This is a genomic window from Streptomyces sp. DH12 (assembly GCF_020873895.1).
Classification (GTDB): Bacteria; Actinomycetota; Actinomycetes; order Streptomycetales; family Streptomycetaceae; genus Streptomyces.
In genome coordinates this window covers 160,544-187,001 of the sequence record NZ_JAHWGT010000010.1, presented here as the reverse complement: position 1 = coordinate 187,001, position 26,458 = coordinate 160,544, and the positions used below count along the sequence as shown (strand labels likewise).

At 75.0% G+C, this 26,458-nt stretch carries 26 protein-coding genes and 1 pseudogene; 6 read left to right on the top strand and 21 right to left on the bottom strand.

Going from position 1 to position 26,458, the window contains the following annotated elements; all coding sequences use genetic code 11:
• Positions 1 to 147: 147 nt before the first annotated feature.
• Complete coding sequence (locus LPA54_RS12010; RefSeq protein ID WP_228976623.1) at positions 148 to 657, top strand: hypothetical protein; 510 nt, start codon at positions 148 to 150, stop codon at positions 655 to 657.
• 94 nt (positions 658 to 751) lie between these two features.
• Here the strand turns inward: LPA54_RS12010 and LPA54_RS12005 are convergent, their stop codons facing one another.
• The 4 genes from LPA54_RS12005 to LPA54_RS11990 form a co-directional block, all read right to left on the bottom strand.
• Complete coding sequence (locus LPA54_RS12005) at positions 752 to 1,876, bottom strand: GuaB3 family IMP dehydrogenase-related protein (RefSeq protein ID WP_228976621.1); 1,125 nt, start codon at positions 1,874 to 1,876, stop codon at positions 752 to 754.
• A 104-nt stretch (positions 1,877 to 1,980) separates the two neighbouring features.
• Positions 1,981 to 3,483 carry an IMP dehydrogenase gene (gene guaB / locus LPA54_RS12000; protein WP_228976618.1) on the bottom strand — a complete coding sequence of 501 codons (1,503 nt, stop codon included), beginning with the start codon at positions 3,481 to 3,483 and terminating at the stop codon, positions 1,981 to 1,983.
• 191 nt (positions 3,484 to 3,674) lie between these two features.
• Entirely contained in the window at positions 3,675 to 4,280 is a 606-nt protein-coding gene (locus LPA54_RS11995; protein ID WP_058943125.1) for a sigma-70 family RNA polymerase sigma factor, read from the bottom strand.
• A 263-nt stretch (positions 4,281 to 4,543) separates the two neighbouring features.
• Positions 4,544 to 5,155, bottom strand: a complete 612-nt coding sequence (locus LPA54_RS11990) for a response regulator transcription factor (RefSeq protein WP_003948568.1) — start codon at positions 5,153 to 5,155, stop codon at positions 4,544 to 4,546.
• A 367-nt stretch (positions 5,156 to 5,522) separates the two neighbouring features.
• On the opposite strand from LPA54_RS11990, the gene LPA54_RS11985 reads away from it, so the two are divergent.
• On the top strand, positions 5,523 to 5,840 hold the full coding sequence (locus LPA54_RS11985) for a WhiB family transcriptional regulator (RefSeq protein WP_228976616.1): 318 nt from the start codon (positions 5,523 to 5,525) through the stop codon (positions 5,838 to 5,840).
• Between the two features lie 197 nt (positions 5,841 to 6,037).
• Here LPA54_RS11985 and LPA54_RS11980 read toward each other — a convergent pair whose 3' ends face one another.
• Entirely contained in the window at positions 6,038 to 6,931 is an 894-nt protein-coding gene (locus LPA54_RS11980; protein ID WP_228976614.1) for a LysR family transcriptional regulator, read from the bottom strand.
• A gap of 79 nt (positions 6,932 to 7,010) precedes the next feature.
• Here LPA54_RS11980 and LPA54_RS11975 point away from each other — a divergent pair, with 79 nt between their 5' ends.
• On the top strand, positions 7,011 to 7,757 hold the full coding sequence (locus tag LPA54_RS11975; RefSeq protein ID WP_228976613.1) for an MOSC domain-containing protein: 747 nt from the start codon (positions 7,011 to 7,013) through the stop codon (positions 7,755 to 7,757).
• A 10-nt stretch (positions 7,758 to 7,767) separates the two neighbouring features.
• The gene (locus tag LPA54_RS11970) at positions 7,768 to 8,541 is read left to right on the top strand and encodes an SDR family oxidoreductase (protein ID WP_228976611.1); all 774 of its coding nucleotides are present in this window, start codon (positions 7,768 to 7,770) and stop codon (positions 8,539 to 8,541) included.
• Between the two features lie 158 nt (positions 8,542 to 8,699).
• Here LPA54_RS11970 and groL read toward each other — a convergent pair whose 3' ends face one another.
• From groL to LPA54_RS11955, 3 genes are all read right to left on the bottom strand, one after another.
• Entirely contained in the window at positions 8,700 to 10,322 is a 1,623-nt protein-coding gene (groL, locus tag LPA54_RS11965) for a chaperonin GroEL (protein ID WP_228976609.1), read from the bottom strand.
• Between the two features lie 157 nt (positions 10,323 to 10,479).
• Positions 10,480 to 10,788 (bottom strand): co-chaperone GroES, encoded by a 309-nt coding sequence (groES, locus tag LPA54_RS11960; RefSeq protein ID WP_017949608.1) that lies wholly within the window; start codon positions 10,786 to 10,788, stop codon positions 10,480 to 10,482.
• A gap of 238 nt (positions 10,789 to 11,026) precedes the next feature.
• Entirely contained in the window at positions 11,027 to 11,983 is a 957-nt protein-coding gene (locus LPA54_RS11955) for a polysaccharide deacetylase family protein (RefSeq protein WP_228976608.1), read from the bottom strand.
• A gap of 92 nt (positions 11,984 to 12,075) precedes the next feature.
• Between LPA54_RS11955 and LPA54_RS11950 the strand changes: the two genes are divergently transcribed.
• Positions 12,076 to 13,299 (top strand): methyltransferase domain-containing protein, encoded by a 1,224-nt coding sequence (locus tag LPA54_RS11950; RefSeq protein ID WP_228976607.1) that lies wholly within the window; start codon positions 12,076 to 12,078, stop codon positions 13,297 to 13,299.
• A 417-nt stretch (positions 13,300 to 13,716) separates the two neighbouring features.
• Here the strand turns inward: LPA54_RS11950 and LPA54_RS11945 are convergent, their stop codons facing one another.
• The 5 genes and pseudogenes from LPA54_RS11945 to tsaB all read right to left on the bottom strand — a co-directional run bounded on the left by LPA54_RS11945 (position 13,717) and on the right by tsaB (position 17,466).
• Positions 13,717 to 14,622 (bottom strand): polysaccharide deacetylase family protein, encoded by a 906-nt coding sequence (locus tag LPA54_RS11945; RefSeq protein ID WP_228976605.1) that lies wholly within the window; start codon positions 14,620 to 14,622, stop codon positions 13,717 to 13,719.
• A 103-nt stretch (positions 14,623 to 14,725) separates the two neighbouring features.
• Entirely contained in the window at positions 14,726 to 15,070 is a 345-nt protein-coding gene (locus LPA54_RS11940) for a hypothetical protein (RefSeq protein ID WP_228976603.1), read from the bottom strand.
• Positions 15,067 to 16,164 (bottom strand): tRNA (adenosine(37)-N6)-threonylcarbamoyltransferase complex transferase subunit TsaD, encoded by a 1,098-nt coding sequence (tsaD, locus tag LPA54_RS11935; RefSeq protein ID WP_228976601.1) that lies wholly within the window; start codon positions 16,162 to 16,164, stop codon positions 15,067 to 15,069. Before tsaD ends, LPA54_RS11940 begins: the two co-directional genes overlap by 4 nt.
• 196 nt (positions 16,165 to 16,360) lie before the next feature.
• A pseudogene (rimI, locus tag LPA54_RS11930) lies at positions 16,361 to 16,792 on the bottom strand (ribosomal protein S18-alanine N-acetyltransferase); the annotation flags it as partial.
• Positions 16,793 to 16,812: 20 nt separating this feature from the next.
• A complete protein-coding gene (gene tsaB / locus LPA54_RS11925; RefSeq protein ID WP_228976595.1) occupies positions 16,813 to 17,466 on the bottom strand; it encodes a tRNA (adenosine(37)-N6)-threonylcarbamoyltransferase complex dimerization subunit type 1 TsaB in 654 nt (217 codons plus the stop codon).
• A gap of 126 nt (positions 17,467 to 17,592) precedes the next feature.
• On the opposite strand from tsaB, the gene LPA54_RS11920 reads away from it, so the two are divergent.
• Entirely contained in the window at positions 17,593 to 18,147 is a 555-nt protein-coding gene (locus tag LPA54_RS11920) for a L,D-transpeptidase (protein ID WP_228976659.1), read from the top strand.
• A gap of 61 nt (positions 18,148 to 18,208) precedes the next feature.
• On the opposite strand, the gene LPA54_RS11915 is transcribed toward LPA54_RS11920, so the two are convergent.
• The 8 genes from LPA54_RS11915 to glmS all read right to left on the bottom strand — a co-directional run bounded on the left by LPA54_RS11915 (position 18,209) and on the right by glmS (position 26,361).
• The gene (locus LPA54_RS11915) at positions 18,209 to 18,460 is read right to left on the bottom strand and encodes a hypothetical protein (protein ID WP_228976665.1); all 252 of its coding nucleotides are present in this window, start codon (positions 18,458 to 18,460) and stop codon (positions 18,209 to 18,211) included.
• A 156-nt stretch (positions 18,461 to 18,616) separates the two neighbouring features.
• The gene (gene tsaE, locus LPA54_RS11910; protein WP_228976592.1) at positions 18,617 to 19,150 is read right to left on the bottom strand and encodes a tRNA (adenosine(37)-N6)-threonylcarbamoyltransferase complex ATPase subunit type 1 TsaE; all 534 of its coding nucleotides are present in this window, start codon (positions 19,148 to 19,150) and stop codon (positions 18,617 to 18,619) included.
• Between the two features lie 9 nt (positions 19,151 to 19,159).
• The gene (locus LPA54_RS11905) at positions 19,160 to 20,467 is read right to left on the bottom strand and encodes an alpha/beta fold hydrolase (RefSeq protein ID WP_228976658.1); all 1,308 of its coding nucleotides are present in this window, start codon (positions 20,465 to 20,467) and stop codon (positions 19,160 to 19,162) included.
• Between the two features lie 49 nt (positions 20,468 to 20,516).
• On the bottom strand, positions 20,517 to 21,800 hold the full coding sequence (gene alr / locus LPA54_RS11900; protein WP_228976591.1) for an alanine racemase: 1,284 nt from the start codon (positions 21,798 to 21,800) through the stop codon (positions 20,517 to 20,519).
• 162 nt (positions 21,801 to 21,962) lie between these two features.
• Positions 21,963 to 22,604 carry an SMI1/KNR4 family protein gene (locus LPA54_RS11895; protein ID WP_228976588.1) on the bottom strand — a complete coding sequence of 214 codons (642 nt, stop codon included), beginning with the start codon at positions 22,602 to 22,604 and terminating at the stop codon, positions 21,963 to 21,965.
• A 112-nt stretch (positions 22,605 to 22,716) separates the two neighbouring features.
• Entirely contained in the window at positions 22,717 to 24,144 is a 1,428-nt protein-coding gene (locus tag LPA54_RS11890) for an NAD(P)H-hydrate dehydratase (RefSeq protein ID WP_228976586.1), read from the bottom strand.
• Between the two features lie 4 nt (positions 24,145 to 24,148).
• On the bottom strand, positions 24,149 to 24,517 hold the full coding sequence (locus LPA54_RS11885; protein ID WP_228976584.1) for a holo-ACP synthase: 369 nt from the start codon (positions 24,515 to 24,517) through the stop codon (positions 24,149 to 24,151).
• Positions 24,514 to 26,361 (bottom strand): glutamine--fructose-6-phosphate transaminase (isomerizing), encoded by a 1,848-nt coding sequence (glmS, locus tag LPA54_RS11880; protein WP_228976582.1) that lies wholly within the window; start codon positions 26,359 to 26,361, stop codon positions 24,514 to 24,516. The genes LPA54_RS11885 and glmS overlap by 4 nt, the downstream gene beginning before the upstream one ends.
• Between the last annotated feature and the right edge of the window lie 97 nt (positions 26,362 to 26,458).

The following is a 26,458-nucleotide window of genomic DNA, read 5'->3' as shown; positions in this document are numbered from 1 at the left end:
AGGCCGGCCCCGCCTCCGCGCGGGACGCCGGCCCCTTCACGCCCCCGCTCGCCGTCGGGGCGGCCTGCTAGTGTCCGCCTCTGATCGCGACCGTGGACACGTCACGTCCCGCCCCGGCCGCGCAGCCACTCCAGGGGGGATCCCAGCATGAGCCAGCCCGTACCGCCGCCGCAGTCCGGCAACCCGTTCACCGGCGGCCAGGCCGCGCCGCCGCAGCCCTACCCGCAGGCCCCGGTCCCGCCGCCGGCGCCCGCACGGAACAACATCGCGCTCGGGCTGCTGGCCGCGCTGGGTGCCGCCCTGGTCGCCGCCGGCGCGTACGGCGGCCTCGGGGGCGCGCTGGAGCGCGAGATCGGGTACGCGGCGGTCGGTGTCGGCCTGCTCGTCGGCTTCGTCGCCGGCAAGGTCGGCGGCCGCAACCCGGTCCTCGCCGTCGGTGCCGCGGCCCTCGCGGCGGGCGCCGTCTACCTGGGCCAGCTGGTCGCCATCGCCGTCGTCTTCGGCAAGCTCGGCCAGGCGTCGTTCGCGGAGATCTTCTTCGAGAACTTCACCGAGCTGGCGGACCTGTGGAAGACCGCCGCGGACGGGATGACGTACGTCTTCCTCGGCATCGGCGCGCTGACCGCCTTCGCCGGCGCCAAGAAGGGCGCCGCGTAGCCACCCGCCACGCCGGACCGCGCCGCGCCGCGGCACGCGGAAGGGGCCCGCACCACAGGTGCGGGCCCCTTCTCCTTGCGGCCGCGGCCGGGTGTCAGCGGCTGTGCTGCGAGTCCGCGACCGTCACCTCGACGCGCTGGAACTCCTTCAGCTCGCTGTAGCCGGTCGTCGCCATGGCCCGGCGCAGGGCGCCGAAGAAGTTCATCGACCCGTCCGGCGAGTGCGAGGGACCGGTGAGGATCTCCTCCGTCGTACCGGCCACGCCCAGGTCGACGAGCTTGCCGCGCGGCACGTCCTCGTGGACGGCCTCCATGCCCCAGTGGTGGCCCCTGCCGGGCGCGTCGGTGGCGCGGGCGAGCGGGGAGCCCATCATCACCGCGTCGGCGCCGCAGGCGATGGCCTTCGGCAGGTCGCCGGACCAGCCCACGCCGCCGTCGGCGATGACGTGCACGTACCGGCCGCCGGACTCGTCCATGTAGTCGCGGCGGGCGGCCGCCACGTCGGCGACGGCCGTGGCCATCGGGACCTGGATGCCGAGGACGTTGCGCGTGGTGTGCGCGGCGCCGCCACCGAAGCCCACGAGCACGCCCGCGGCGCCCGTGCGCATCAGGTGCAGGGCGGCGGTGTACGTGGCGCAGCCGCCGACGATGACCGGGACGTCCAGCTCGTAGATGAACTGCTTGAGGTTGAGCGGCTCGGCCGCGCCGGAGACGTGCTCGGCGGAGACGGTCGTCCCGCGGATGACGAAGATGTCCACACCCGCGTCGACGACGGCCTTGGAGAACTGGGCCGTGCGCTGCGGGGAGAGCGCGGCGGCGGTGACCACGCCGGAGTCGCGCACCTCCTTGAGGCGCCGGCCGATCAGCTCCTCCTGGATGGGCGCCGCGTAGATCTCCTGCAGACGGCGGGTCGCGGACTCCCCGTCCAGCTCGGTGATCTCGTCGAGGAGCGGCTGCGGGTCCTCGTGGCGGGTCCACAGGCCCTCCAGGTTGAGGACGCCGAGGCCACCGAGCTCGCCGATGCGGATGGCGGTCGCCGGGGACACCACGGAGTCCATGGGGGCGGCCAGGAACGGCAGCTCGAAGCGGTAGGCGTCGATCTGCCACGCGATCGAGACCTCCTTCGGGTCCCGGGTGCGCCGGCTCGGTACGACGGCGATGTCGTCGAACGCGTACGCCCTGCGGCCGCGCTTGCCGCGCCCGATCTCGATCTCAGTCACGATGTGTGGCCTTTCCCTCTACGTCTGCGCCTACCAGTATCCCCGACACGCGCGTGAGGGGCGGGCCCGGCCGCATGCCGGGACCGCCCCTCGCGCGGGTGCTGCTACTTCCTGCTGTAGTTCGGCGCCTCGACCGTCATCTGGATGTCGTGCGGGTGGCTCTCCTTGAGCCCCGCGGAGGTGATCCGGACGAACCGGCCGCGGTCCTGGAGCTCGGGGACGGTGCGGCCGCCGACGTAGAACATCGACTGGCGCAGACCGCCGACCAGCTGGTGGACGACCGCGGAGAGCGGGCCGCGGTAGGGCACCTGGCCCTCGATGCCCTCGGGGACCAGCTTCTCGTCGGAGGCGACGCCCTCCTGGAAGTACCGGTCCTTCGAGAACGAGCGCTGCTCGCCCCGGGACTGCATGGCGCCGAGCGAGCCCATGCCGCGGTACGACTTGAACTGCTTGCCGTTGATGAACATCAGCTCGCCGGGGGACTCCTCGCAGCCGGCGAGCAGCGAGCCGAGCATGACCGTGTCCGCGCCGGCGACCAGCGCCTTGGCGATGTCGCCGGAGTACTGCAGCCCGCCGTCGCCGATGACGGGGACGCCGGCCGCGCGGGCCGCCTGGGCGGCCTCGTGGATCGCGGTGACCTGCGGGACGCCGATGCCGGCGACCACGCGGGTGGTGCAGATGGAGCCGGGGCCGACGCCGACCTTGATGGCGTCCGCGCCCGCGTCGACGAGCGCCTGGGCGCCGTCGCGGGTGGCGACGTTGCCGCCGATGACGTCGACGACCGCGTTCGACTTGATCTTGGCGATCATGTCGCCGACCAGCTTGGAGTGGCCGTGCGCGGTGTCGACGACGATGAAGTCGACGCCCGCCTCGATCAGCGCCTGGGCGCGCTCGTACGCGTCGCCCGCGACACCGACGGCGGCGCCGACGAGGAGGCGGCCCTCCTTGTCCTTCGCGGCGTTCGGGTACTTCTCCGCCTTGACGAAGTCCTTGACGGTGATGAGGCCCTTGAGCAGGCCGCTGTCGTCGACGAGCGGCAGCTTCTCGATCTTGTGACGGCGCAGCAGCTCCATGGCGTCCACGCCGGAGATGCCGACCTTGCCGGTGACCAGCGGCATGGGCGTCATGACCTCGCGCACCTGCCGGGCGCGGTCGGTCTCGAAGGCCATGTCGCGGTTGGTGACGATGCCGAGCAGCTTGCCCGCCTGGTCGGTGACCGGGACGCCGCTGATGCGGAACTTGGCGCAGATCGCGTCGGCCTCGGCGAGCGTGGCGTCGGGGTGGACCGTGATCGGGTCCGTGACCATGCCGGACTCGGACCGCTTGACCAGGTCGACCTGGTTGGCCTGGTCGGCGATCGAGAGGTTGCGGTGGAGGACGCCGACGCCGCCCTGGCGGGCCATGGCGATCGCCATGCGGGCTTCGGTGACCTTGTCCATCGCGGCCGAGAGCAGCGGGATGTTGACCCGGACGTTCCGCGAGAGTCGCGACGAGGTGTCGATCTGGTCGGGCGCCATGTCCGACGCGCCCGGCAGCAGCAGCACGTCGTCGTAGGTCAGCCCGAGTGTCGCGAATTTCTCGGGCACTCCGTCGACGTTGGCAGTCATGACACCTTCCCCAATGGCCTTGATCGGTGCGGATGTCCATGCTAACGGGCTGCGCGGGTGTCTCATTCCACGAGCAAGATCACTCGGAAGCTTCGTACGTTCACACGTATGAGATGCGCCATACGGCCGTGCCGGTGGCGCGTGCGCGGGAGCCGGCGGCGCCCGCACCGGGCCGGGCGGCTCGCACGCGGCTACTGCCCGGCCAGCGCCCGGAGGCGGCTGAGCGCGCGGTGCTGCGCCACCCGGACGGCCCCGGGGGACATGCCGAGCATCTGCCCCGTCTCCTCGGCGGTGAGCCCCACGGCGACCCGCAGGACGAGCAGCTCGCGCTGGTTGTCCGGAAGGTTGGCGAGGAGGCGGCGGGCCCATTCGGCGTCGTCGCTGAGGAGGGCGCGCTCCTCGGGTCCGAGCGAGTCGTCCGGGCGCTCGGGCATCTCGTCGGAGGGCACGGCGGTGGAGCCGGGGTGCCGCATGGCGGCGCGCTGGAGGTCGGCGACCTTGTGCCCGGCGATGGCGAAGACGAACGCCTCGAAGGGGCGGCCCGTGTCCTTGTAGCGGGGCAGGGCCATGAGGACGGCGACGCAGACCTCCTGCGCGAGGTCCTCGACGAAGTGGCGCGCGTCGCCGGGCAGCCGGTTCAGCCGGGTGCGGCAGTAGCGCAGGGCCAGCGGGTGGACGTGGGCCAGCAGGTCGTGCGTGGCCTGCTCGTCCCCTTCCACCGCGCGGTGGACGAGTGCGCCGATCGACCCCCGCCCCGCGGGGGGCGTGGGGGTGGTCGGCGTCTGGTCGTCACGCATCGGTCCATGGTGCCTTGACCGCGACCGCTCCGTGGCACCGCGTCCAGCCTTGTGCACCGAAGCGTTATGAGCAGGTGCGCCGGAACTCATCCCCTGCGCCCTCCCCTCCCGCTCGATCGACTCGTCCCCGAGGAACTCCACTCCTCAAGGATGCGGCATCGCGCAGGAAACAGACATCGGGCCTGCGCCGCCCCGTCCGCCGCGTGGCGGACGGGGTGAGAACGGCCGCCCCGGGGCCCGCCCGAGGGGCCCCGCGGGTGGGTCTAGCGCACCAGGCCCCAGCGGAAGCCGAGCGCGACGGCGTGCGCCCGGTCCGAGGCGCCGAGCTTCTTGAACAGCCGGCGGGCGTGGGTCTTGACCGTGTCCTCGGAGAGGAACAGCTCGCGTCCGATCTCGGCGTTGGACCGGCCGTGGCTCATGCCCTCCAGCACCTGGATCTCCCGGGCGGTGAGGGTGGGCGCGGCGCCCATCTCGGCGGAGCGCAGCCGCCGCGGGGCGAGTCGCCACGTGGGGTCGGCGAGCGCCTGGGTGACCGTGGCGCGCAGCTCGGCGCGCGAGGCGTCCTTGTGCAGGTAGCCGCGGGCGCCGGCGGCGACGGCGAGCGCCACGCCGTCGAGGTCCTCGGCGACCGTGAGCATGATGATGCGGGCGCCGGGGTCCGCGGAGAGGAGCCGGCGGACCGTCTCGACGCCGCCCAGACCGGGCATGCGCACGTCCATCAGGATCAGGTCCGAGCGGTCGGCGCCCCAGCGGCGGAGGACTTCCTCGCCGTTGGCCGCGGTCGTCACGCGCTCGACGCCGGGCACGGTGGCGACGGCGCGGCGGAGCGCTTCTCGGGCAAGCGGGGAGTCGTCGCAGACGAGGACGGATGTCATGGCCGTCCTCCGCAGCTGATGCGCGTCACCTTGGGCCTCCAGGCTGGTTACGAATCGTCACCTGAGCGGTCGACGCCCTCGGGCGTCGGCCCGAGCGCTTGTTCCTTCAACCGCTCCGCACTCTCAACGACGGTCACTCGAAAGAGTTACGGGTGCGGGCACCTCTTCCAACACTCTACGTGAGGGAGCGCACACGGAGGAGAGCGCCGCAGGTCACCGCCGCTTCACTCGGAGCTATGCCCCATTTAGCGGCTTTTCCTTCCCTTCAGTGGTGTCTGTGGCTAGATTCGCAATGAGTCATATTTACATCTACTCCGACAAGTAGACCGCTCAGTAAGCTCAGTACGGCACCAAGGGGACATGCGCCATGGCAGATTTCTCCCGCCTTCCCGGACCCAACGCCGACCTGTGGGACTGGCAGCTGCTCGCGGCCTGCCGAGGGGTCGACAGCTCGCTCTTCTTCCACCCCGAGGGAGAGCGCGGCGCCGCACGGAGCGCGCGTGAGAACTCCGCGAAGGAGGTCTGCATGAGATGCCCGGTCCGCGCCGAGTGCGCGGCCCACGCGCTGGCCGTGCGGGAGCCCTACGGCGTATGGGGCGGCCTGACCGAGGACGAGCGCGAGGAGCTCATGGGCCGGGCGCGCACCCGGCTCATCACGACCTCGGGGGCGGCGGGCAACAGCTGACGGGGCCGCCGGCCCCACTGAGAAGGAACGTTTCTGCACAGCGGCGCGGCGCACGCCGGCTGTGCCGCGCAGGCGTGCCCGGGGGCGCGCGTCCCCGGACCGGGCGGGCACGCGCGCCCGCGCGACGCGGGCCGGGCCGACCTGCCCGGGCACGCCCGGAACGCGGGGGCGCGTGCCCCCTGTCCGCCCGGACGTGGCTAGTCGCGCGTCGCCGCCTCGGTGAGCCGGTCGAGGGTCGCCGCGACCGCCGGGACATGGGCGAGGTCGGGCAGGGTGAGGGCGACGATCTCCCGTTCGACCGGGGGCTCCACCACGACCGTGCGGGCGCCGCGCGGCCGTACCGACTCGACGGCCAGCTCCGGCAGGACGGCGACGCCGAGGCCCGCGCCGACGAGGCCGACGACCGCCGGGTAGTCGTCCGTCGCGAAGTCGATGCGCGGCGTGAACCCGGCACCCTCGCAGACGTCGACCAGCTGCCGGCGGCAACGCGGGCAGCCCGCGATCCACGGCTCGTCGGCCAGCTCGCCGATCGCCACGGACCCGGCGCCGGCCAGGCGGTGCCCCTCGGGTACGAGCCCGACGAGCCGGTCGGTGAGCAGCGGGCGGACGACCAGGTCGTCCCACTCGGCCGCGCCGCCCGCGTACCGGAAGGCGAGTGCCACGTCGCAGTCGCCCTCGCGGAGCATCTCGACCGAGCGCGGCGGCTCCGCCTCGACCAGCGAGACGCGGGTGCCCGGGTGGGCGGCGCGCAGGGCGGCGAGGGCGGTGGGCACCAGGGTGGAGCTGCCACTGGGGAACGAGACGAGGCGTACGCGGCCCGCCCGCAGGCCGGCGATGGCGGCGACCTCCTCCTCCGCCGCGGTCAGCCCGGCGAGGATGCTCGCGGCGTGCCGGACGAGGGCCTCGCCCGCCTGGGTGAGGCGCATCTCGCGGCCGGTGCGGATGAGCAGAGGGGTGCCGGCGGAGCCCTCCAGGGCCTTCATCTGCTGGCTGACCGCCGGCTGGGTGCAGCCCAGCTCGCGGGCGGCGGCGGAGAAGGAGCCGGTGGCGGCGACGGCGCGGAGCACTCGGAGGTGGCGGGCTTCGATCACTCCATGAATATAAGGGACTCTTTGGACGGGTGCGAGATATTCCGTGGATGGTTTGAGCCGGTGGCGCTACGGTGCGCGCATGGACGAGCCGATGGAGGGGCGCGTGCTGACGGTGAACGTCGGTCGCGCGCGGAAGGTGGCGTACACGAGCGCGCCGAGCGGGGAGACCGGCATCGGGAAGGCGCCGGTGGAGGGCCCGGTCCGGGTGGCCGACCCGGGGCCGAAGGGCGAGGGCGGCGGAGGGCTGGCCGGGGACGCGGTCTGCGACCGGCGCCACCACGGCGGCTCCGACCAGGCGGTGTACGCGTTCGCGCGCGAGGAGCTGGACCGCTGGGAGCGGGAGCTCGGCCGGACCCTGCCCAACGGCCGCTTCGGCGAGAACCTGACGACCCGTGGGGTGGACGTGGACGGCGCGCTGCTCGGCGAGCGGTGGCGGATCGGGCCGTCGCTGGTGCTGGAGGTGACCAACGCGCGCGTCCCCTGCCGCACCTTCGCCGGCCGGCTGGACGAGGCGGGGTGGGTGCGGCGGTTCACGGAGCACGGGGCGCCGGGCGCGTACCTGCGGGTGGTGGTGCCGGGGGAGGTCCGGGCGGGTGACCGGGTGGAGGTGGTGCGCCGGCCGGACCACGACGTGACGGTGGCTCTGGCGTTCCGCGCGATGACGACCCGGCGCGAGCTGCTGCCGCTGGTCCTCGCCGCGGGCGAGGCCGCCCACCCCGAACTGCGGGCGCTGGCACGGCAGTACGCGGCCGGACTGGACCGGGTGCCCGCGCCGGCCCGGGGGGCGGGGCCGGGCGCCTCTCCGCTGCGGGAGGCGGGGCACTAACGTGCCGCGTATGACGAGTGCACTGATTACTGGCGCGACCGCGGGTATCGGGGCCGCGTTCGCGCGGCGGCTGGCGGCCGACGGCCATGACGTGGTCCTGGTCGCCCGCGACGTGGACCGGCTGCGGGAGCAGGCGACCGAACTGCACGACCGGCACGGCGTGGAGGCGGAGGTGCTGCCCGCGGACCTCGCGGACGACGCCGGCATCGCGGCCGTGGAGGCCCGCCTCGCGGACACCAGGAGGCCGGTGGACCTGCTGGTCAACAACGCCGGCTTCGGCAACAAGGGCCGCTTCCTCGACGTGTCGATGGCCGACGAGTTGAGGATGCTGAAGGTGCACTGCGAGGCGGTGCTGCGGCTGACGGCGGCTGCGACGGCGACCATGCGCGAGCGGCGCCGGGGCGGCGTCGTGAACGTGGCGTCGGTCGCGGCGTTCGTGCCGCGCGGCACCTACGGGGCGTCGAAGTCGTGGGTCGTGCAGTTCACGCAGGGCGCGGCGCGGGACCTCGCGGGGAGCGGGGTGCGGCTGATGGCGCTGTGCCCCGGCTTCGTGCGGACGGAGTTCCACCAGCGGGCCGGCATGGGCACGGACAACATCCCCGGCTGGATGTGGCTGGACGCCGACAAGGTGGTGGCGGACGCGCTGGCGGACCTGGCGCGCGGCCGGACGCTGTCGGTGCCGGACCCGCGGTACAAGGCTCTGATGGGCGTGGTGAAGCTGGCGCCGCGCGGGCTGCTGGGCGGGGTCAGCTCCCGGGCGGGGCGCAAGTACGGCCCCATGTAGCCACCGGCTTCCCGCGCCACCGGTCCCCCGCGCCACCGGCTCCCGGCGCCGGGAGCCGCCGGACACGGGAGCCGCCGGACACGGGCGAGGCCCGGTACCCCCGAGGGGGTACCGGGCCTCGTCGTCCTCGGCGCGGGGCCGAGGGTGCGCGCGGCGCGTCAGTGCGAGTGGCCGTGGCCGTGGCCCGCGTCCGCCGGCTCCTCTTCCTTCTTCTCCACCACGAGGGTCTCGGTGGTGAGGAGGAGGGAGGCGATGGAGGCGGCGTTCTCCAGCGCGGAACGGGTGACCTTCACCGGGTCGATGACGCCGGCCTTGACCAGGTCGCCGTACTCGCCGGTGGCGGCGTTGAAGCCCTGACCCTTGTCGAGGTCGGCGACCTTCGAGGTGATGACGTAGCCCTCGAGGCCGGCGTTCTCGGCGATCCAGCGCAGCGGCTCGACGGCGGCGCGGCGGACGACGGCGACACCGGTGGCCTCGTCGCCCTCCTTGCCGAGGTTGTCGTCCAGCACCTTGACGGCGTGGACCAGCGCGGAGCCACCACCGGAGACGATGCCCTCCTCGACCGCGGCGCGGGTCGCGGAGATGGCGTCCTCCAGACGGTGCTTCTTCTCCTTCAGCTCCACCTCGGTGGCGGCGCCGACCTTGATGACGCACACGCCGCCGGCCAGCTTCGCGAGGCGCTCCTGGAGCTTCTCGCGGTCCCAGTCGGAGTCGGTGGTCTCGATCTCGCCCTTGATCTGGGCGATGCGGCCGGTGACGTCCTCGGAGTTGCCGCCGCCGTCGACGAGCGTGGTGTCGTCCTTGGTGACGGTCACGCGGCGGGCGGTGCCCAGCACGTCGAGGCCGACCTGGTCGAGCTTGAGGCCGACCTCCTCGGCGACGACCGTGGCGCCGGTGAGGGCGGCCATGTCGCCGAGCATCGCCTTGCGGCGGTCGCCGAAGCCGGGGGCCTTGACCGCGACGGCGTTGAACGTGCCGCGGATCTTGTTGACGACCAGGGTCGACAGGGCCTCGCCCTCGACGTCCTCGGCGACGATCAGCAGCGGCTTGGAGGCGCCGGACTGGATGATCTTCTCCAGCAGCGGCAGCAGGTCGGCGATCGAGCCGATCTTGCCCTGGTGGATCAGGATGTAGGGGTCGTCGAGGACGGCCTCCATGCGCTCCTGGTCCGTGACCATGTACGGGGACAGGTAGCCCTTGTCGAAGGCCATGCCCTCGGTGAAGTCGAGCTCCAGGCCGAAGGTGTTGGACTCCTCGACGGTGATGACGCCGTCCTTGCCGACCTTGTCCATCGCCTCGGCGATGAGCTCGCCGACCTGCTGGTCCTGGGCGGACAGCGCGGCGACGGCCGCGATGTCGGACTTCTCCTCGATCGGGCGGGCCGTGGCCAGCAGCTCGTCGGAGACGGCCTTGACCGCGGCGTCGATGCCCTTCTTCAGGGCGGCCGGGGAGGCGCCGGCGGCGACGTTGCGCAGGCCCTCGCGGACGAGCGCCTGGGCGAGCACGGTGGCGGTGGTGGTGCCGTCACCCGCGATGTCGTTGGTCTTGGTCGCCACCTCCTTCACCAGCTGGGCGCCGAGGTTCTCGAACGGGTCCTCGACCTCGACCTCGCGGGCGATCGTCACACCGTCGTTGGTGATGGTGGGGGCGCCGAACTTCTTGTCGATGACGACGTTGCGACCACGGGGGCCGATCGTCACCTTGACGGTGTCGGCAAGCTTGTTGACGCCGCGCTCAAGGGCGCGACGGGCGTCCTCGTCGAACTTCAGGATCTTCGCCATGGGAGCGGTTCAGCCCTCTCGGTACTGGGTGGAAACGAGCGGCGCCCCTCGCCGCCCGGCGCACGTGCGGGCAGCACAGCAACGGGGGCCAGGGGCGCAGCTCAAGGCACGTGGAGCGCGGGGTCACGCCGGGGGGCGAACCCCCCGGACCCCCGGACTACTTCTCGACGATCGCGAGGACGTCGCGGGCCGAGAGGACGAGGTACTCCTCGCCGCTGTACTTCACCTCGGTGCCGCCGTACTTGCTGTACAGCACGACATCGCCGGTCTTGACGTCGAGCGGCAGGCGCTCGCCGTTCTCGAAACGGCCCGGGCCCACGGCCAGGACGACGCCCTCCTGGGGCTTCTCCTTGGCGGTGTCCGGGATGACCAGGCCAGAGGCGGTGGTCTGCTCTGCGTCGAGCGGCTGGACCACAATGCGGTCCTCGAGCGGCTTGATGGCAACCTTGGAGCTGGTGGTCGTCACGATCCGACCTCCCCCTTCGGAGATCTCACGGGGTCAACTGTCTGAGGTGGCGACCAGGTCGATCCGTCGTCGCGGGTGCCGGACCTGCCCGTCGCTGTGTTGGCACTCTCCGGTGGGGAGTGCCAGACCTGAGACTATGACCGCGATTAGCACTCGGTCAAGCGGAGTGCCAATGACCCGCCGCGCGCCGCCTCAGCTCGCACGTGCGTACGAAGAGGATCACGGGTGGGGCGGGGGGTCAGACGTAGTCCTCCAGCCGGGCCACGGCGTACCCGCGCGCCGTGATGGTGTCCATGGCGCGGCGCACCATGTCGGCCATCGACCCCTTCCAGTCGCCGCGCCCCCGGAAGTGGGTGAGGACGATGTCGCCGGGGTGCAGGTCGCGGTCCCACTCCCGCCACTCCATGCGGTCGGGGAACGCCTCGGCGGTCCACAGCGGCACCGCCTTGATCCCGCAGGACCGGGCGGCGCGCAGCGTGTCCGCGTCGTAGTTCCCGTAGGGCGGGCGGAAGAGGGTGGGGCGCGTGCCGAAGCGCTTCTCCAGGGTGTCCTGCTGGCCGCAGATCTCGCGCCGCTGCTCCTCGTAGTCGAGCGCGGGCATGTAGCGGTGGTTGAGGGTGTGGTTGTGCAGGGCCACGCCCCGGTCCCGCATCCGCGCGAAGTAGGCGTAGTCCTCCTTGGCCAGGTAGTCGCTGAGGAAGGCGCTGTACGGGATGTCCAGCTCGGCCATCATGCGCAGCAGCTCCGGGTCCTTCTCGGCCCCGTCGTCGATCGTCAGGAAGACGATCCGCTCCTTGGTCGGGACGGTGGTGAAGACCGGCGGGAGGGACGGGTCGCCCACCTCGAAGCCCTTGCGGAAGGTGATCTCCGGCTTCACCGCGGGCGGCGCGGGCGGCAGGAGCGGGGTCTGCTTGAGCCCCCACCGCCGGGCGGCGGCGGCCCGCGCCGCCTGGGTGCGCCGGAAGCGGTCGACGTAGGCGGTGAGGGCCCCGGACGCGGTCCGCGGCTGCGCCTGCCCCGCCTCGGCTCCCGCCCTGCCCTGCCGGTCGGGGAGCCCGGTCTCGCCCTGCGCCTGGGCCGAGGGCCGCACCTCGCCCCCGCAGGCCGTGGCGAGGACCGCGAAGAGCAGGGCGGCGGCGACCCCCAGCCGTGTCCGATTACCTGACGATGGACGCCTTTGTCGTACTAGCTGCATGGCGCCGCATCCTGTCAGCGCACCGGCCCCCGGCACGGGCGACACCGCCGCCGCACCCGCACCATCCCCCGCCTGGACCACACTGGACGAGAATGGGGCGGGTGACCGATCTCGCCGCCTTCTCCGCGCTCCGCACCCCCGAGGGCCACGCGCTCCTCACCGAACTGCGCCACTACGACCCCGCGCGCGAGCTGGCCGTCGCCTCGCGACTGCGCCGCGACCACCCGGCCGAGCTGGTCTCGGCCGCCCTCGGGCAGGCCCGGCTGCGGCAGCGGGCGGTGGCGAAGTTCGGCGCGGACGACGCGTACCGGATGTTCTTCACCCCGAACGGCGTCGAGCAGTCCACCCGCAGGTCCGTCGCCGAGCACCGGGCGGCCTCCTTCGCCCGGCTCGGCGTCCGGTCCGTCGCCGACCTGTGCTGCGGCGTCGGCGGCGACGCGCTCGCCCTCGCCCGCGCCGGCGTCCGGGTCCTCGCCGTCGACCGCGACCCGCTCACGGCGGCCGTCGCCCGCGCCAACGCCGAGGTGCTCGGCCTCGCGGAGCTGGTCGAGGTGCGCTGCGCCGACGTCACGGAGGTCGACGCCTCCCCGTACGACGCCGTCTTCGTTGACCCCGCCCGGCGCGGCACGGCGACGGGCGGCCGGGGCCGGGGCGGCGGGCGGATCTTCGACCCGGAGGCGTACTCCCCGCCCCTGTCCTGGGCGATCGACACCGCGCGCCGGGCCCCGCACGCCGCGCTGAAGATCGCGCCGGGCATCCCGCACGAGGTGATCCCCCCGGAGGCCGAGGCCGAGTGGATCTCGGACGGCGGCGACGTGAAGGAGGCCGTGCTGTGGTTCGGCACGTCCCCCGGCTCCGTCCGCGCGACCCTGCTGCCGTCCGGCGCGTCGCTCGCCGTGTCAGCGCCGCCGCCCGCCCCGCCGGTCCGACCGGTGGGCCGCTACCTGTACGAGCCGGACGGCGCCGTGATCCGGGCGCACCTGGTCGCGGAGGTCGTCCGCGCGGTGGGCGGCGGGCTCGTCGACGAGACGATCGCCTACGTCACCGCCGACGAGCTGCGCCCGACGCCGTACGCGACCGCGTACGAGATCACGGACGTGCTGCCGTTCCACCTGAAGCGGCTGAAGGCGCTGCTGCGGGAGCGCGAGGTGGGCGTCCTCACCGTGAAGAAGCGCGGTTCGGCGGTGGTGCCGGAGGAGCTGCGCCGCAAGGTCGGACCGAAGGGGCCGAACTCCGCGACGGTCTTCCTCACGCGTGTGGCGGGCGCTCCGACGATGCTGGTCGGGAGGCCGGCGACGCCGGCCGGGCGGGACTGAGCAGCCGTACGGCCGCCCGGCGGTGGGCCACGGCTCTCGCCCCGCCGGCGAGCCCGCGCACCCGCGGCAGGAGCCCGGCGCCCACCCCGTGGGCGACCTCCGGGTGGGTCGTCGTGCCGGGCCGGGCCGCCGCCGGCACGCCGACGCACAGGGCCAGGCCCGCCGCGCCCGGCGCGAACGACCCGAGCAGCCGGGTCGGGCTCCGGGCGGCGCGGTGCCGGGCGTCGTGCCCCGGGCCGCGGTCCACGGCGGCCCACCGGACGAGTCGCGGTCGGCGAGCAGCGCGGCACGGTCGGGCCGGCTCCGCAGGTGCGGCGGCGGAGGCGGCGGGGGCAGGAGGTCAGGAGGGGACGGCACGGGCCGGGGCCAGGTCGCGGGTGGCCGGTACCCCTCACCGGGGTCCGGCGGGCGGCCGGGTCACACGTAGTCCTCCAGGCGGGCCACGGCGAAGCCCTGCTCGTGTATCCGCCGCAGGAGGTTCGCGGTCATCTCCGTCATGGTCTTCCCCTTGAGGTCGGCCGGGCCGCGGAAGTGGGCGAGGACGATGTCGCCCGGGCGCAGCTTCCGGTCGCCGCGCTGGTACTGCATGTCGGTGATCTGCATGGACTCGCGCCACAGGACGATCGCGTCGACCCCGCAGCGGGCGGCGGCGGCGCGGGTGTCCTCGTTCCAGTTGCCGTAGGGCGGGCGGAACAGCCGGGGGGCGGTGCCGTACGCCTCCTCCAGCCTCCGCTGCTGCCCGCAGATCTCGCGCTGCTGCTCCCCGGCGCCGAGGGTGCGCAGGTTCGGGTGGGTCAGCGTGTGGTTGGCGACGCCGTTGCCGAGGGCCGCGAGCGGCCTGAAGTAGCCGTGGTCGCCGCGTATCGCGGAGTCGGTGAGGAACATCGTGAAGGGCACGCCGAGGTCCCGCATCATCTCGGCGAACTTCGGGTCCTTCTCCGCGCCGTCGTCGATGGTGAGGAAGACGACCTTGTCCTTCGTCGGGACGTCGCTGATGACGGGCACCCGCTCGGCGCCGGTGCGGACGGTCCTGACCGGCTTCACCGCGGGCGGGGCGGGCGGCGCGGGCAGCGGCTCCAGGCCCCACTTGCGGTACGCGGCGGCCCGCTGCGCCGCGTCGGGCGGACCGGCCTCGCCCGCCCCGTCCGCACCAGCGCTCCCGGTCCCGGCCCCGGTCCCCTCGGCGGGGGGCGTGGGGGCGGCGGCCGTCCCGTCGTGGCCCGGCCTCGGGGCCGGGCCGCCGCCGCCGGCCGTGCAGCCCGCCGCGAGTCCCGCCGCCACCAGGGCGGACAGCGCCGCCACCTTCACCGTCGTCCTGTTCACATGACGGTGGATGCGGAAACACACCCCCGCGGTTCACTCGTTCGGGGGAACGGTGTGGAGGGTGCACCGGGCCGGGAGCCGCTCCGAGGGGATCCGGGCGGGGTCAGTCGACGCCGTGCGAGGCGAACCGCCAGCGGTGGACCGGGCGGGTCACCAGCTCCGCGGGCGGCTCCGGCAGCTCGGGCAGCTCCGGGTACGCCCGGGACCGCCCGGCGGGCTCGGAGGACCGCCCGGGGGCCTGCGGGGACCGCCCGGGGACCTGCGGGGACTGCCCGGGGGGCTCCTCCGGCGTCTCCCACCAGGTCAGGACCAGCACCCGGTCCTGCGGCGCGGTGAACGTCTCGCGGCGCAGCGGCCGGGCGGCCAGCCGCTGCGCGCGGGCCCACTCCAGGAGCTCGGCGCCCCGGCCGGGCACCGCCCGGGCCTCCCACATCAGGGTGACCGTCACGGGTAGAGGTTCTCCTTGCTGATCTCGTGCAGATGGTCGTGGCCGTGGTCGTGGCCCGGGACGTGCGGGTCCGTCACCGGCAGCGACGAGTCCGCGGAGAGCTCCAGGTCCGAGGCGGGCCGGTTGCGGGCGACCATCTCGGCGCCGAGCGCCGCCACCATCGCGCCGTTGTCGGTGCACAGGCCCGGGCGCGGCACCCGCAGCCGGATGCCGGCGCGCTCGCAGCGCTCCTCCGCGAGCGCCCGCAGCCGGGAGTTGGCCGCCACGCCGCCGCCGATCATCAGGTGGTCGACGCCCTGGTCCTTGCAGGCCCGGACGGCCTTGCGGGTGAGGACGTCCACCACGGCCTCCTGGAAGGAGGCGGCGACGTCCCGCACGGGGACCTCCTCGCCCGCCTTCCGCTTGGCCTCCACCCAGCGGGCCACGGCGGTCTTGAGCCCGGAGAAGGAGAAGTCGTACGCGGGGTCGCGCGACCCGGTGAGCCCGCGCGGGAAGGCGATGGCCTCCGGGTCGCCCTCCCGGGCGAGCCGGTCGATGACGGGGCCGCCCGGGAAGCCCAGGTCCAGCAGCCGCGCGACCTTGTCGAACGCCTCGCCCGCCGCGTCGTCGATGGTCGCTCCCATCGGGCGGACGTCGGCGGTGATGTCGGGCGCGAGGAGGAGCGAGGAGTGGCCGCCGCTGACGAGCAGCGCCATCGTCGGCTCGGGCAGCGGGCCGTGCTCCAGCTGGTCGACGCAGATGTGCGAGGCGAGGTGGTTGACCCCGTACAGCGGCTTGCCGAGCGCGTACGCGTACGCCTTCGCCGCCGAGACGCCCACCAGCAGCGCGCCCGCGAGGCCGGGGCCCGCGGTGACCGCGACGCCGTCGAGGTCGCGCGGGGAGACGCCGGCGTCCTCCAGGGCGCGCTCGATGGTGGGGACCATGGCCTCCAGGTGCGCGCGGGAGGCGATCTCGGGGACGACGCCGCCGAAGCGGGCGTGCGTGTCCACGCTCGACGCGACGGCGTTCGCGAGCAGCGTGGTGCCGCGGACGATGCCGACGCCGGTCTCGTCGCAGGACGTCTCGATACCGAGGACGAGGGGTTCGTCAGCCATGGGTCTCAACGCTCTCAGGTGTCTCGGTGGGCTCGGGTGTCTCGGTGGTCTCGGATGTCTCGACCCGCTCGGGTGTCTCGACCCGCTCGGGTGTCTCGACCCGCTCGGGTGTCTCGACGGGCTCGGATGCCTCGCTCGGCTCGGGTGTTCCGGGCGGCTCGGGTGTCCCCGCGGCCGGGCGGGTCTCGTGCAGGGGCAGGCGCATCACCAGCGCGTCGACGTTGCCCGGCTGGTAGTAGCCGCGGCGGAAGCCGATCGGCTCGAAGCCGAAGCGCTCGTACAGCCGCTGGGCCCGGGTGTTGTCCACGCGGACCTCCAGCAGCACCTCCTCGCACTCGAAGGAGGTGGCGTGGTGCAGGAGCTCGGTCAGCAGCCGGGCGCCGAGGCCGCTGCCCCAGTGCGCGCGGGCGACCGCGATGGTCTGGACGTCGCCGAGCCCGCCCGCCGCCGCGAGCCCCCCGTACCCGGCGATCCGCCCGCCCGCGTCCTCGGCGACGACGTACCGGCGGGTGGCGCCCGGCCCGCGGGCATGGGCCAGCTCCGACCAGAACATCCCCTCCGACCAGGCGTCCTCGGGGAACAGCTCCCGTTCCAGCTCCAGCACCGGTGCGATGTCCCACCAGCGCATCTCGCGCAGCACGGGGCCGGTCACCGGGGCGTGACCACCTTGTAGTTCTTCGGCACCTGGGCGTCGGGCCGGCGCAGGTACAGGGGCAGGGGCTCCAGCAGCCGCTCCCCCGCCGCGAGCCGCTCGGCCGCCAGCGCGGCCAGCGCGGCCGCCGACTGGTGCTCGGGGTCGCGGGCATCGGGGAAGACCTCGGCGTACAACCGCGCGCCCGCGCCGACCGCGGGGAGGCCGGCCACCTGCTCGGCGATGTCGGCGGGCCGGTCGACGGACGGGTCGGTGACGCGGGTGCGGGAGTCGTCGTACCGGGCCCAGTAGACCTCCTTGCGACGGGCGTCCGTGGCGACCACGAACGGCTCGTCGATCCCGGAGGCGTACGCCAGCCCGTCGAGGGTGCACACCCCGTGGACGGGGACGCCCAGCGCGGAGGCGAAGGTGGCGGCCGTGACGAGGCCGACGCGCAGCCCGGTGTACGGGCCGGGGCCGACCCCCACGACGACGTCCGTGACGGCGTCGACGCCGAGGCCCGCGTCGCCCAGCACCCGGTGGACGGCGGGGAGCAGCAGCTCCCCGTGGCGCCGGGCGTCGACCTGGTGCGACCGGGCGAGGACGGACCGCCCGTCGTGCAGGGCGACGGTGACGGCGGGCGTGGCGGTATCCATGGCGAGCAGCAGCACGCGAACAGCCTACGGCGCCCGCGGGGCGGGCACGGCGCCCCGGTCCCGGCCCGGCGCTGCTGCTACCGTCACACCGAAACGTCGTACGAGAGGTGGGGCAGCGTGGCTAGGAGCAGCTCGGGATTCGTGGCCGGGCTCACGGCGGCGGCGCTCGCGGCGGTCGGCTTCCTCGCCTACCAGGCGTCGGCCGGCGCCCCCGCCGACCTCCGCTCCCCCACCAAGCCGTCGAGCACCGTGTCGCCGTCCGCGGCGACCGCCCCGGCCGCTCCGGGGTCCGCCGGCAAGCCCGCCCCCGACGCCCTGGCGCTGCCCCCGCGGTCGGGCTCGGGCGAGCGGGTCGTGTACGCGCTGGCCGACCGGCGGGTCTGGCTGGTCGACGAGGACGAGAAGGTCCTGCGCACCTTCCCGGTCATGCCGAGCGCGGTCAGCCCGACACCCGGCACCTACGCGGTCACCTCCCGCACGGGCAAGGTCCGCGGCTCCGACGGGGTGCAGGTGGAGCACGTGGTGCGGTTCGCCGTGGTGGACGGTGTGACGGTGGGCTTCAGCGCGGCCGTGGACGGCTCGATGTCCAGCCCCGACCCGTCCCGCAAGACCGGCGGGGTGCGGATGGCGCGCGCCGACGGCGAAGCGCTGTGGACGGTCGCGACGGTCAACTCCACGGTCGTCGTCGTCCCCTGACGCCCGCCCGCGCCGCCCCGGCGGGACGGCCCGTCGCCCGGAACGCGCCTCGGCGCCGCGCTCAGGCGGCCCGGGGCGCCCGGTGCTTCCGGGGCCCGGCGGGCTCGCCGGCGCCCTCGGCCGTGGCGGCGTCGTCGTCTGCCGCGTCCGCGGGCACGCCGTCGGCCGCGCCCTCCGCGGGGTTCTCGGCCGGGTCCCCGGCGGGGGACCGGCGCGGCGGCGTGGACACGGCGTTCGCGGCAGCGCAGGACGCCAGCAGATCACGCATGGACACGTCCGACGGCTGCGGCCGCTCCGACTGCTGCTGCGGCATGGTTGCCTCCTGGCTCCACGGGCGGGACGAGCGTAGTTAGGTAGACCTAACCAACGGCTGGTATCCATGTGACCACGCCTCGGAGGTACGGCGCAACAATGTGCCGACGACTTGTCGGAAAGTACGGCGCCGGGCCGGGCGCACAGTGACGCGACGTCAGCGCAGCGCGAGGTCGGTGCCCTTCCAGCGCGCGCCGAGGCCCGTGAGCGTGACCTCGCGCCGGTCGTCGTCGGTCGCGCCGACGACCCGGTCGATCACCACGTGCAGCCGGTCCTCGGTCAGCTCCTCGACCTTGCCGTCGCCCCACTCCACGACCACCACCGAGTCCGGCAGCGAGACGTCGAGGTCCAGGTCCTCCATCTCGTCCAGGCCGCCGTCCAGCCGGTAGGCGTCGACGTGGACGAGGGCGGGCCCGTCGACCAGGGAGGGGTGGACGCGGGCGATGACGAACGTCGGGGAGGTGACCGCGCCGCGCACGCCGAGCCCCTCGCCGAGGCCGCGCGTCAGGGTCGTCTTGCCCGCGCCCAGCTCGCCGGTGAGCATCACGAGGTCGCCGGGGCGCAGCAGCCCGGCCAGGGCGCGGCCGAGCTCCTGCATCTCGTCGGGCGAGTGGACGGTCAGCCGGGCGGTGGCGGCCACGGGGGTCCCCGGCGCCTCCGTGTGGGCCGCTTCGGTGTGTGCTGCTTCCATACCGCCAACCTAACCGCTGCCGGCGACCGCCTCCGCCGTGCCCGGGGCCAGCGCGCCGGCCCGTACGAGCAGCGCGGCGAGGTGCCCGGTGACCGTCTCCGGGTGCTCCAGCATCACGAGGTGCCCGCCGTCCTCCACGACGACCAGCTCGGCCTGCGGCAGCAGCGCGGCGATGGCCTCCGTGTGGGAGCCGGGCGTCACCATGTCCCGCCCGCCCGCCAGCGCCAGTACCGGCACGCCCGCGGCGGAGAGCACGGCGAGCGCGTCCGCCTTGTCGTGCTCGGCGAAAGCCGGGTAGAACTCGGCCACCACGTCTATCGGGGTCGCCTCGATCATGCGCTCCGCGAACCGCGCCACGGCCGGGTCCACGTCGCGCGTGCCGAAGCTGTAGCGGCGCACCAGCCCGGCGAAGAGGTCGGCGGTGGCCCGCCGGCCCCGCTCCACCAGCTCCGTGCGGGTGCCCAGGGCGCGCAGCACGCCCGGCAGCACCCGGCGCGCGGCATTCGCCCCGGCCACCGGCAGGCCGAAGGTGACCTCGGCGAGCCGCCCCGCCGACGTGCCGACGAAGGCGACGCCGACGACCCGGTCCCGTACGAGGTCGGGGTACTGGTCGGCCAGCGCCATGATCGTCATGCCGCCCATGGAGTGGCCCACCAGGACCAGCGGGCCCTCGGGCGCCGCCGCGTCGATCACGGCCCGCAGGTCGCGGCCGAGCTGGTCCATGCAGACCGGTGCGGCGTCGGTGCCGCCCTGCGCGACGCCGCGCCCGGAGCGGCCGTGGCTGCGCTGGTCCCAGTGGACGGTGCGGACCAGCCCGCGCAGCGCGGCCCGCTGGAAGTGCCAGGAGTCCTGGTTGAGGCAGTAACCGTGGCTGAAGACGACCGTGACGGGGGCGGCTCCCCGTCGCGCTTGGGCGGCCCCGGACGCCCCGGCCCCGCCGCCCCGGCCGGCCTCGACCGCATCGCGGACCCCGTCGCCGCGCCGGGGGGCTCCGTCGTCGACCCCGTCGCGCCCGCGGGCTCCGTCGACCTCGTCGACCTCGTCGACCTCGTACCGCAGTGCCGTGCCGTCGTCGGCGTACGCGGTGCCGGGCGTGCCGCGCAGCGCGCCGTACGGGCCGGCCGTGTCGAGGGCGAGGCGGGCCTTGCGGCGGACGCCGCGCCCGACCGTCAACCGCTCCAGGGCCACCCCGGTGGCCGCCGTGGCGGCGACGACCCCGAGCGCGACCCCGGCGAACCCGGCGCGGCGCCGCCAGGCACCGCCCGCCGCGGCCCCGGCGACGGCCTCGAGGGCGTCACCGACCGCCCCGCCGACCACGTCACCGACCGCGGCCGCCCCCGCACCGGTCTCCGCCACGCTCGCCCCCCTACTCCCGCTCGCGCCCGTGCGCGTCCTCGTGCTCGCGCCCGTTCCCGCACTCGGCCCCGTCCCCGTCCTCGACTCCGTCCCCGTCCCCGTCTCCGTCCGCGTCCTCGTGGAGGAGGACGCGCGGGACGCGGGCGCCGACCCGGGTGACGATCTCGTACGCGATGGTCCCCGCCGCGCGCGCCCAGTCCTCGGCCGTCGGCTCGCCGTCGTCGCCGGGGCCGAAGAGCACCGCGCGCTCGCCCGGCTCGACGGTGTCGCCGCCCAGGTCCAGCACGAACTGGTCCATCGCGACCCGCCCGGCCACGGTCCGCACGGCGCCGCCCAGCAGGACCGGGCCGCGGCCCGAGGCGTGGCGGGGGACGCCGTCGGCGTACCCGAGCGGGACGAGGGCGAGGGTCGTCTCGGCGTCGGTGACGTGGTGGTGGCCGTAGCTGACGCCCAGCCCGGCGGGCGCCTGCTTCACGGACGCCACGGAGGCGCTCAGCCGCATCACGGGGCGCAGCCCGAAGTCGGCGGGCGTGCCGATCTCGGGGCTGGGCGAGACGCCGTACATCGCCACCCCGGTGCGCACCAGGTCGAAGTGCGACTCGGGGAGGGTGAGCGTCGCCGGGGAGTTGGCCATGTGCCGCACCTCCGGTGTGACGCCGGCCTTCTCCGCGTGCTCCAGCATGTCGTGGAACCGGGCGAGCTGTTCGCCGACCGACGGGTGGCCCGGCTCGTCGGCGCAGGCGAAGTGGGACCACAGGCCGGTCACCCGGACCAGTCCCTCGGCCTGCGCGCGCAGGGCCTCCCCGACGAGGCGCGGCCAGTCGCCGGGCAGGCAGCCGTTGCGGCCGAGCCCGGTGTCCGCCTTGAGCTGCACCCGGGCGGTGCGCCCGGCGGCCCGCGCCGCCGCGGTGACCTCGTCGAGCGCCCACAGTCCGCTGACCGCGATGTCGACGTCCGCCTCGACCGCCGCGCGGAAGGGCCCGCCGGGCGTCCACAACCAGCACAGGAGCGGGGCGTCGATGCCCGCGGCGCGCAGCGCGAGCGCCTCGTGCGGCGTGGCGGTGCCGAGCCAGGCGGCCCCCGCCCGGAGCGCGGCGCGGGCGCACGGCACGGCGCCGTGCCCGTACGCGTCCGCCTTCACGACCGCCATGAGCCGGGCGCCGCTCGGCGCGACGCGGGCGCGCAGCGCGCGGACGTTGGCGCGCAGCGCACCGAGGTCGATCTCGGCGCGGGCGCGGGTGTCGGGGCGCTCGTACGCGCGGGTGGCGCGGGTGTGCTGCGGTGTCTCACTCATCGCGCCCAGTGTCTCAGGTGTGCCCCGGCACCCCGGCGCCCCGCCGTGTCGCCCCGGTCACTGTCGCCCGGCCGCCGCCACCCCGGCCGCCGGGCCCCGCGCCGTCCCGGTCACCGCGCCCGGCCGCCGCCGCCCGAGCCGTACGCCCGGCCGCCGCCCCGGTCACTGCGGCCCGCCGTCGTCCGCCGCGCGGTGGCGCGGCTGGGCGTACGGGTCGGGCTCGCCGGTGAGCGGGTCGAGGCCGGCGAGGTACCGGCGCTGCTCCTCGCGCCAGTGCACGAACCGGGCCGGGGTGCCGTCCCAGAAGACGAGGCTCACCGGCGGGTCGTCGAACTCGTCCGCGAGGAGCCGGTGGAGGAAGGCGGCCATCCCGTACGGGTGGACGCTGAACGTCGGGGAGGTGTGGCGCCCGCACACGACGACCGGCCAGCGGTCGGGGTCCGGGTCGGCGGTGAGCCAGCACAGGATGTCCGGACCGGCCGTCACGCCCCAGGCCAGCAGGTGCTCGGGGTCCACGTCGAGGGCGTCGCGCCCGCCCTCCGCCCGCCAGGCCAGGCGTACGTTCGCCGTCTCCTCGGCGAGGTCGCCCGGCTGCCACCGCACGCCGCGCCGCGGCAGCGGCAGCAGGACGACGGCCTCGCCGTTGACGGAGCCGCCGCCGTAGCGGGCCATGAAGTCCCGGTAGTCGGCGGGGAAGCGGACGCCCCACCGGGCTTCGGCGGCCGCCCAGTCGACCTGCTCGTCGGCCCCGTGGTCCGACGGCATGAGCCGCGCGAGCGCGGCGACGTGCGGGTTCTCCCCCACGATCTCTCCCACCCCTGGTGAACGAGGGAATCCTACGCAGCCGGGCCCGCCCGGCCGGACCTGCGCTCCCCCGCGCCGCCCCGGGGGCGGGGGCCCCGGCCCGGCGGGCCCGTCAGGCGGCGACGTCCCGCCACGCGCCCGGCAGCGCGTCGGCCACGTCGTGCGCCGCGACCGGCGCCCCGGCGGCGGCCCGGCGGGCGGCGAGCCCGTGCAGGTACGCGGCGGCCGACGCGGCGTCGCGCGGGGCGAGTCCGGCGGCGAGCAGCGAACCGGCCAGCCCCGACAGGACGTCGCCGCTGCCCGCGGTGGCGAGCCAGGGCGTACCGGTCGGGTTCACCCGCACCGGGACGGACGGGTCCGGGTCGGCGACGAGCGTCGTGGACCCCTTGAGCAGCACCGTCGCCCCGTACCGCGCCGCCAGTTCCCGCACCGCCTCCAGCCGCCGCGCCTCCACGTCCGCGCGGGCCGTGCCGAGCAGCGCGGCGGCCTCGCCCGCGTGCGGGGTGAGGAGCGTCGGCGCCGGGCGGGCCCGTACCGCCGCCGGGTCCAGCGCGTGCAGGCCGTCGGCGTCGACGAGCACCGGCACGTCCGAGCCGAGGACGTCGTCCGCGCCCGGGGTGTCGCCGAGCCCCGGCCCGAGCACCCACGCCTGGACGCGCCCGGCGGCCGCCGGCGGGCCGGCGTGCGCCAGCGTCTCCGGGTACCGGGCGAGCACGGCGCCGCCCGCCGGCCCCACGTACCGCACGGCCCCCGCCCCGCCCCGCAGCGCTCCCGCGACGGCCAGCACGGCCGCGCCCGGGTAGCGGGCCGAACCGGCGACGACCCCGACGACGCCGCGCCGGTACTTGTCGCTCTCGGCGGCCGGCACCGGCAGCAGCCGCGCCACGTCGGCGTGGTGCAGGGCCTCCAGCTCCGGCAGGGACGGCAGCAGACCGCCCAGGCCGATGTCGACGAGCCGCACCGCGCCCGCGTACTCCCGCGCCGGGTCGACGAGCAGCCCCGGCTTGTACGCCCCGAACGTCACCGTCGCGTCGGCCCGCACCGCCTCCCCGTCGACGGCGCCGGTGTCGGCGTCCACGCCGCTCGGCAGGTCCACGGCCACCACGACGGCGCCGGAGCCCCGCGCGGCCCGCACCACCGGCACGGCCTCCGGGCGGAGCCCGCCGCGGCCGCCGATGCCGGTGATGCCGTCCAGCACCAGGTCCGCACGGGCCAGCACGGCGAACGGGTCGTCGGCCACCCGGCCGCCCGCCGCGAGCAGCGCGGCGAGCCCGCCCTCGTGGGCGCGCGCGCCGAGCACGACGGCCGACACGCCGGCGCCGCGCCGGGCGAGCCTCGCCCCGGCGTGCAGGGCGTCACCACCGTTGGCACCGCTGCCGACCAGCAGGACGACCCGCGACCCGTACACCCGCCCCAGCAGCCCCGCGCAGGCCCCCGCGAGCCCGGCGGCGGCCCGCCGCATCAGCGCCCCCTCGGGAAGCCCTGCCATCAGCGCCGCCTCGGCGGCCCGCACACTCTCCACCCGGTACGCAGTACGCATGCCGTCAACCCTCCGCGATGACCACGGCGGACGCCACCCCCGCGTCGTGGCTGAGCGACACGTGCCAGTTCCGCACGCCCAGTTCGGCGGCGCGCGCGGCGACGGTGCCGCGCACCCGCAGCCGCGGCCGGCCGCTCTCCTCGACGTACACCTCGGCGTCCGTCCAGTGCAGTCCCCCCGGCGCGCCGAGCGCCTTGGCGACGGCCTCCTTCGCGGCGAACCGCGCGGCGAGCGAGGCGACTCCGCGCCGCTCCCCGCTGGGCAGTATCAACTCACGCTCCAGGAACAGCCTCTGCGCCATCTGCGGCGTCCGCTCCAGCGCCTCCGCGAACCGGTCGATCTCGGCCACGTCGATCCCCACCCCGATGATCATTCGACGGTGACCGACTTGGCGAGGTTGCGCGGCTGGTCCACCTCGTTGCCGCGGGCCGTGGCCAGCTCGCAGGCGAAGACCTGGAGCGGCACGGTGGAGACGAGCGGCTGGAGGAGGGTGGGCGTCACCGGGACGCGGATCAGGTGGTCGGCGTACGGCACGACGGCCTCGTCCCCCTCCTCGGCGATGACGATGGTCCGCGCGCCCCGCGCCCGGATCTCCTGGATGTTCGACAGGATCTTGCCGTGGAGCACGGAGCGCCCGCGCGGCGAGGGCACCACCACGACGACGGGCAGGTCCTCCTCGATGAGCGCGATCGGGCCGTGCTTCAACTCGCCCGCGGCGAACCCCTCGGCGTGCATGTACGCCAGCTCCTTGAGCTTCAGCGCCCCCTCCAGGGCCACCGGGTAGCCGACGTGCCGGCCGAGGAAGAGCACCGTGTCGTGGTCGGCGAGGGACCGGGCGAGCGCCCGGACGGGCTCCATGGTCTCCAGGACCCGCTCCACGTCCTCGGCGATCCGGGAGAGGTCCCGGATGACGGCGCGGATCTCGTCCCCCCACTGGGTGCCGCGCACCTGGCCGAGGTAGAGCGCCACGAGGTAGCAGGCGACGAGCTGGGTGAGGAACGCCTTGGTCGAGGCGACGGCGACCTCGGGCCCGGCGTGCGTGTAGAGGACGGCGTCGGACTCGCGCGGGATGGTCGACCCGTTGGTGTTGCAGATCGCCAGCACCCGGGCGCCCTGCTCGCGGGCGTGGCGCAGCGCCATCAGCGTGTCCATGGTCTCGCCGGACTGCGAGACGGCCACCACCAGCGTCCGCTGGTCGAGGATGGGGTCGCGGTAGCGGAACTCGCTGGCCAGCTCCACCTCGCAGGGGATGCGGGTCCAGTGCTCGATGGCGTACTTGGCGATGAGCCCGGCGTGGAAGGCCGTGCCGCAGGCGACGATGACGACCTTGGTGGCCTCCCGCAGCACCGCGGCCGGGATGCGCACCTCGTCCAGGGTGAGGGAGCCCTCGGCGTCGATGCGCCCGAGCAGGGTGTCGGCGACGGCCTTCGGCTGCTCGGCGATCTCCTTGAGCATGAAGTAGTCGTAGCCGCCCTTCTCGGCGGCGGAGGCGTCCCAGTCGACGTGGTACGCCCGAACGTCGGCGGGGGCGCCGTCGAAGTCGGTGACCGTGACGCCGTCCCGGCGCACCTCGACGACCTGGTCCTGGCCGAGTTCGACGGCCGAGCGGGTGTGGTCGATGAACGCGGCGACGTCGGAGGCGAGGAACGACTCGCCCTCGCCGATGCCGACGACGAGCGGCGAGTTGCGCCGGGCGCCGACGACCACGTCCGGCTCGTCGGCGTGGACGGCGACGAGCGTGAACGCCCCTTCGAGCCGGCGGCACACCTGCCGCATGGCCTCGGCGAGGTCGTCCGTGGACGAGTGGGCCTCGGCGAGGAGGTGGGCGACCACCTCGGTGTCGGTCTCGGAGGCGAGCTCGTGCCCGCGTCCGGCGAGCTCGGCCCTCAGCGCCGCGAAGTTCTCGATGATGCCGTTGTGCACGACGGCGACGCGACCCGCGTTGTCCAGGTGCGGGTGGGCGTTGGCGTCGGTGGGCCCGCCGTGCGTGGCCCACCGGGTGTGCCCGATCCCGGTGGACCCGGTCGGCAGGGGTCGGCCGGCCAGCTCCTTGTCGAGGTTGACGAGCTTGCCGGCCTTCTTCGCCGCGGCCAGGCCGCCGTCGGCGAGGACGGCGACCCCGGCCGAGTCGTAACCCCGGTACTCGAGCCGCTTCAGACCCGCGATGACGACATCAAGCGCCGACTGCCCGCCGACGTATCCCACGATTCCGCACATGGCGGCAGCCTACGGCTCCGGGGCGCGGCGGGCCGCCCGACCGGCGGACGACCGGACCACGTGTCAGCCGGGCCGGGCGGACGGCCCGACGGCGTGC

What these genes read in the sequence shown, in the direction of transcription:
- LPA54_RS12010 (WP_228976623.1), top strand. Translation starts at nt 148, where the DNA reads ATGAGCCAGCCCGTACCGCCGCCGCAGTCCGGCAACCCGTTCACCGGC.
- guaB (WP_228976618.1), bottom strand. Translation starts at nt 3,483, where the DNA reads ATGACTGCCAACGTCGACGGAGTGCCCGAGAAATTCGCGACACTCGGG.
- LPA54_RS11995 (WP_058943125.1), bottom strand. Translation starts at nt 4,280, where the DNA reads ATGCGTGACGACCAGACGCCGACCACCCCCACGCCCCCCGCGGGGCGG.
- LPA54_RS11990 (WP_003948568.1), bottom strand. Translation starts at nt 5,155, where the DNA reads ATGACATCCGTCCTCGTCTGCGACGACTCCCCGCTTGCCCGAGAAGCG.
- LPA54_RS11985 (WP_228976616.1), top strand. Translation starts at nt 5,523, where the DNA reads ATGGCAGATTTCTCCCGCCTTCCCGGACCCAACGCCGACCTGTGGGAC.
- LPA54_RS11975 (WP_228976613.1), top strand. Translation starts at nt 7,011, where the DNA reads ATGGACGAGCCGATGGAGGGGCGCGTGCTGACGGTGAACGTCGGTCGC.
- LPA54_RS11970 (WP_228976611.1), top strand. Translation starts at nt 7,768, where the DNA reads ATGACGAGTGCACTGATTACTGGCGCGACCGCGGGTATCGGGGCCGCG.
- groL (WP_228976609.1), bottom strand. Translation starts at nt 10,322, where the DNA reads ATGGCGAAGATCCTGAAGTTCGACGAGGACGCCCGTCGCGCCCTTGAG.
- LPA54_RS11955 (WP_228976608.1), bottom strand. Translation starts at nt 11,983, where the DNA reads ATGCAGCTAGTACGACAAAGGCGTCCATCGTCAGGTAATCGGACACGG.
- LPA54_RS11950 (WP_228976607.1), top strand. Translation starts at nt 12,076, where the DNA reads ATGGGGCGGGTGACCGATCTCGCCGCCTTCTCCGCGCTCCGCACCCCC.
- tsaD (WP_228976601.1), bottom strand. Translation starts at nt 16,164, where the DNA reads ATGGCTGACGAACCCCTCGTCCTCGGTATCGAGACGTCCTGCGACGAG.
- LPA54_RS11915 (WP_228976665.1), bottom strand. Translation starts at nt 18,460, where the DNA reads ATGCCGCAGCAGCAGTCGGAGCGGCCGCAGCCGTCGGACGTGTCCATG.
- tsaE (WP_228976592.1), bottom strand. Translation starts at nt 19,150, where the DNA reads ATGGAAGCAGCACACACCGAAGCGGCCCACACGGAGGCGCCGGGGACC.
- alr (WP_228976591.1), bottom strand. Translation starts at nt 21,800, where the DNA reads ATGAGTGAGACACCGCAGCACACCCGCGCCACCCGCGCGTACGAGCGC.
- LPA54_RS11890 (WP_228976586.1), bottom strand. Translation starts at nt 24,144, where the DNA reads ATGCGTACTGCGTACCGGGTGGAGAGTGTGCGGGCCGCCGAGGCGGCG.
- LPA54_RS11885 (WP_228976584.1), bottom strand. Translation starts at nt 24,517, where the DNA reads ATGATCATCGGGGTGGGGATCGACGTGGCCGAGATCGACCGGTTCGCG.
- glmS (WP_228976582.1), bottom strand. Translation starts at nt 26,361, where the DNA reads ATGTGCGGAATCGTGGGATACGTCGGCGGGCAGTCGGCGCTTGATGTC.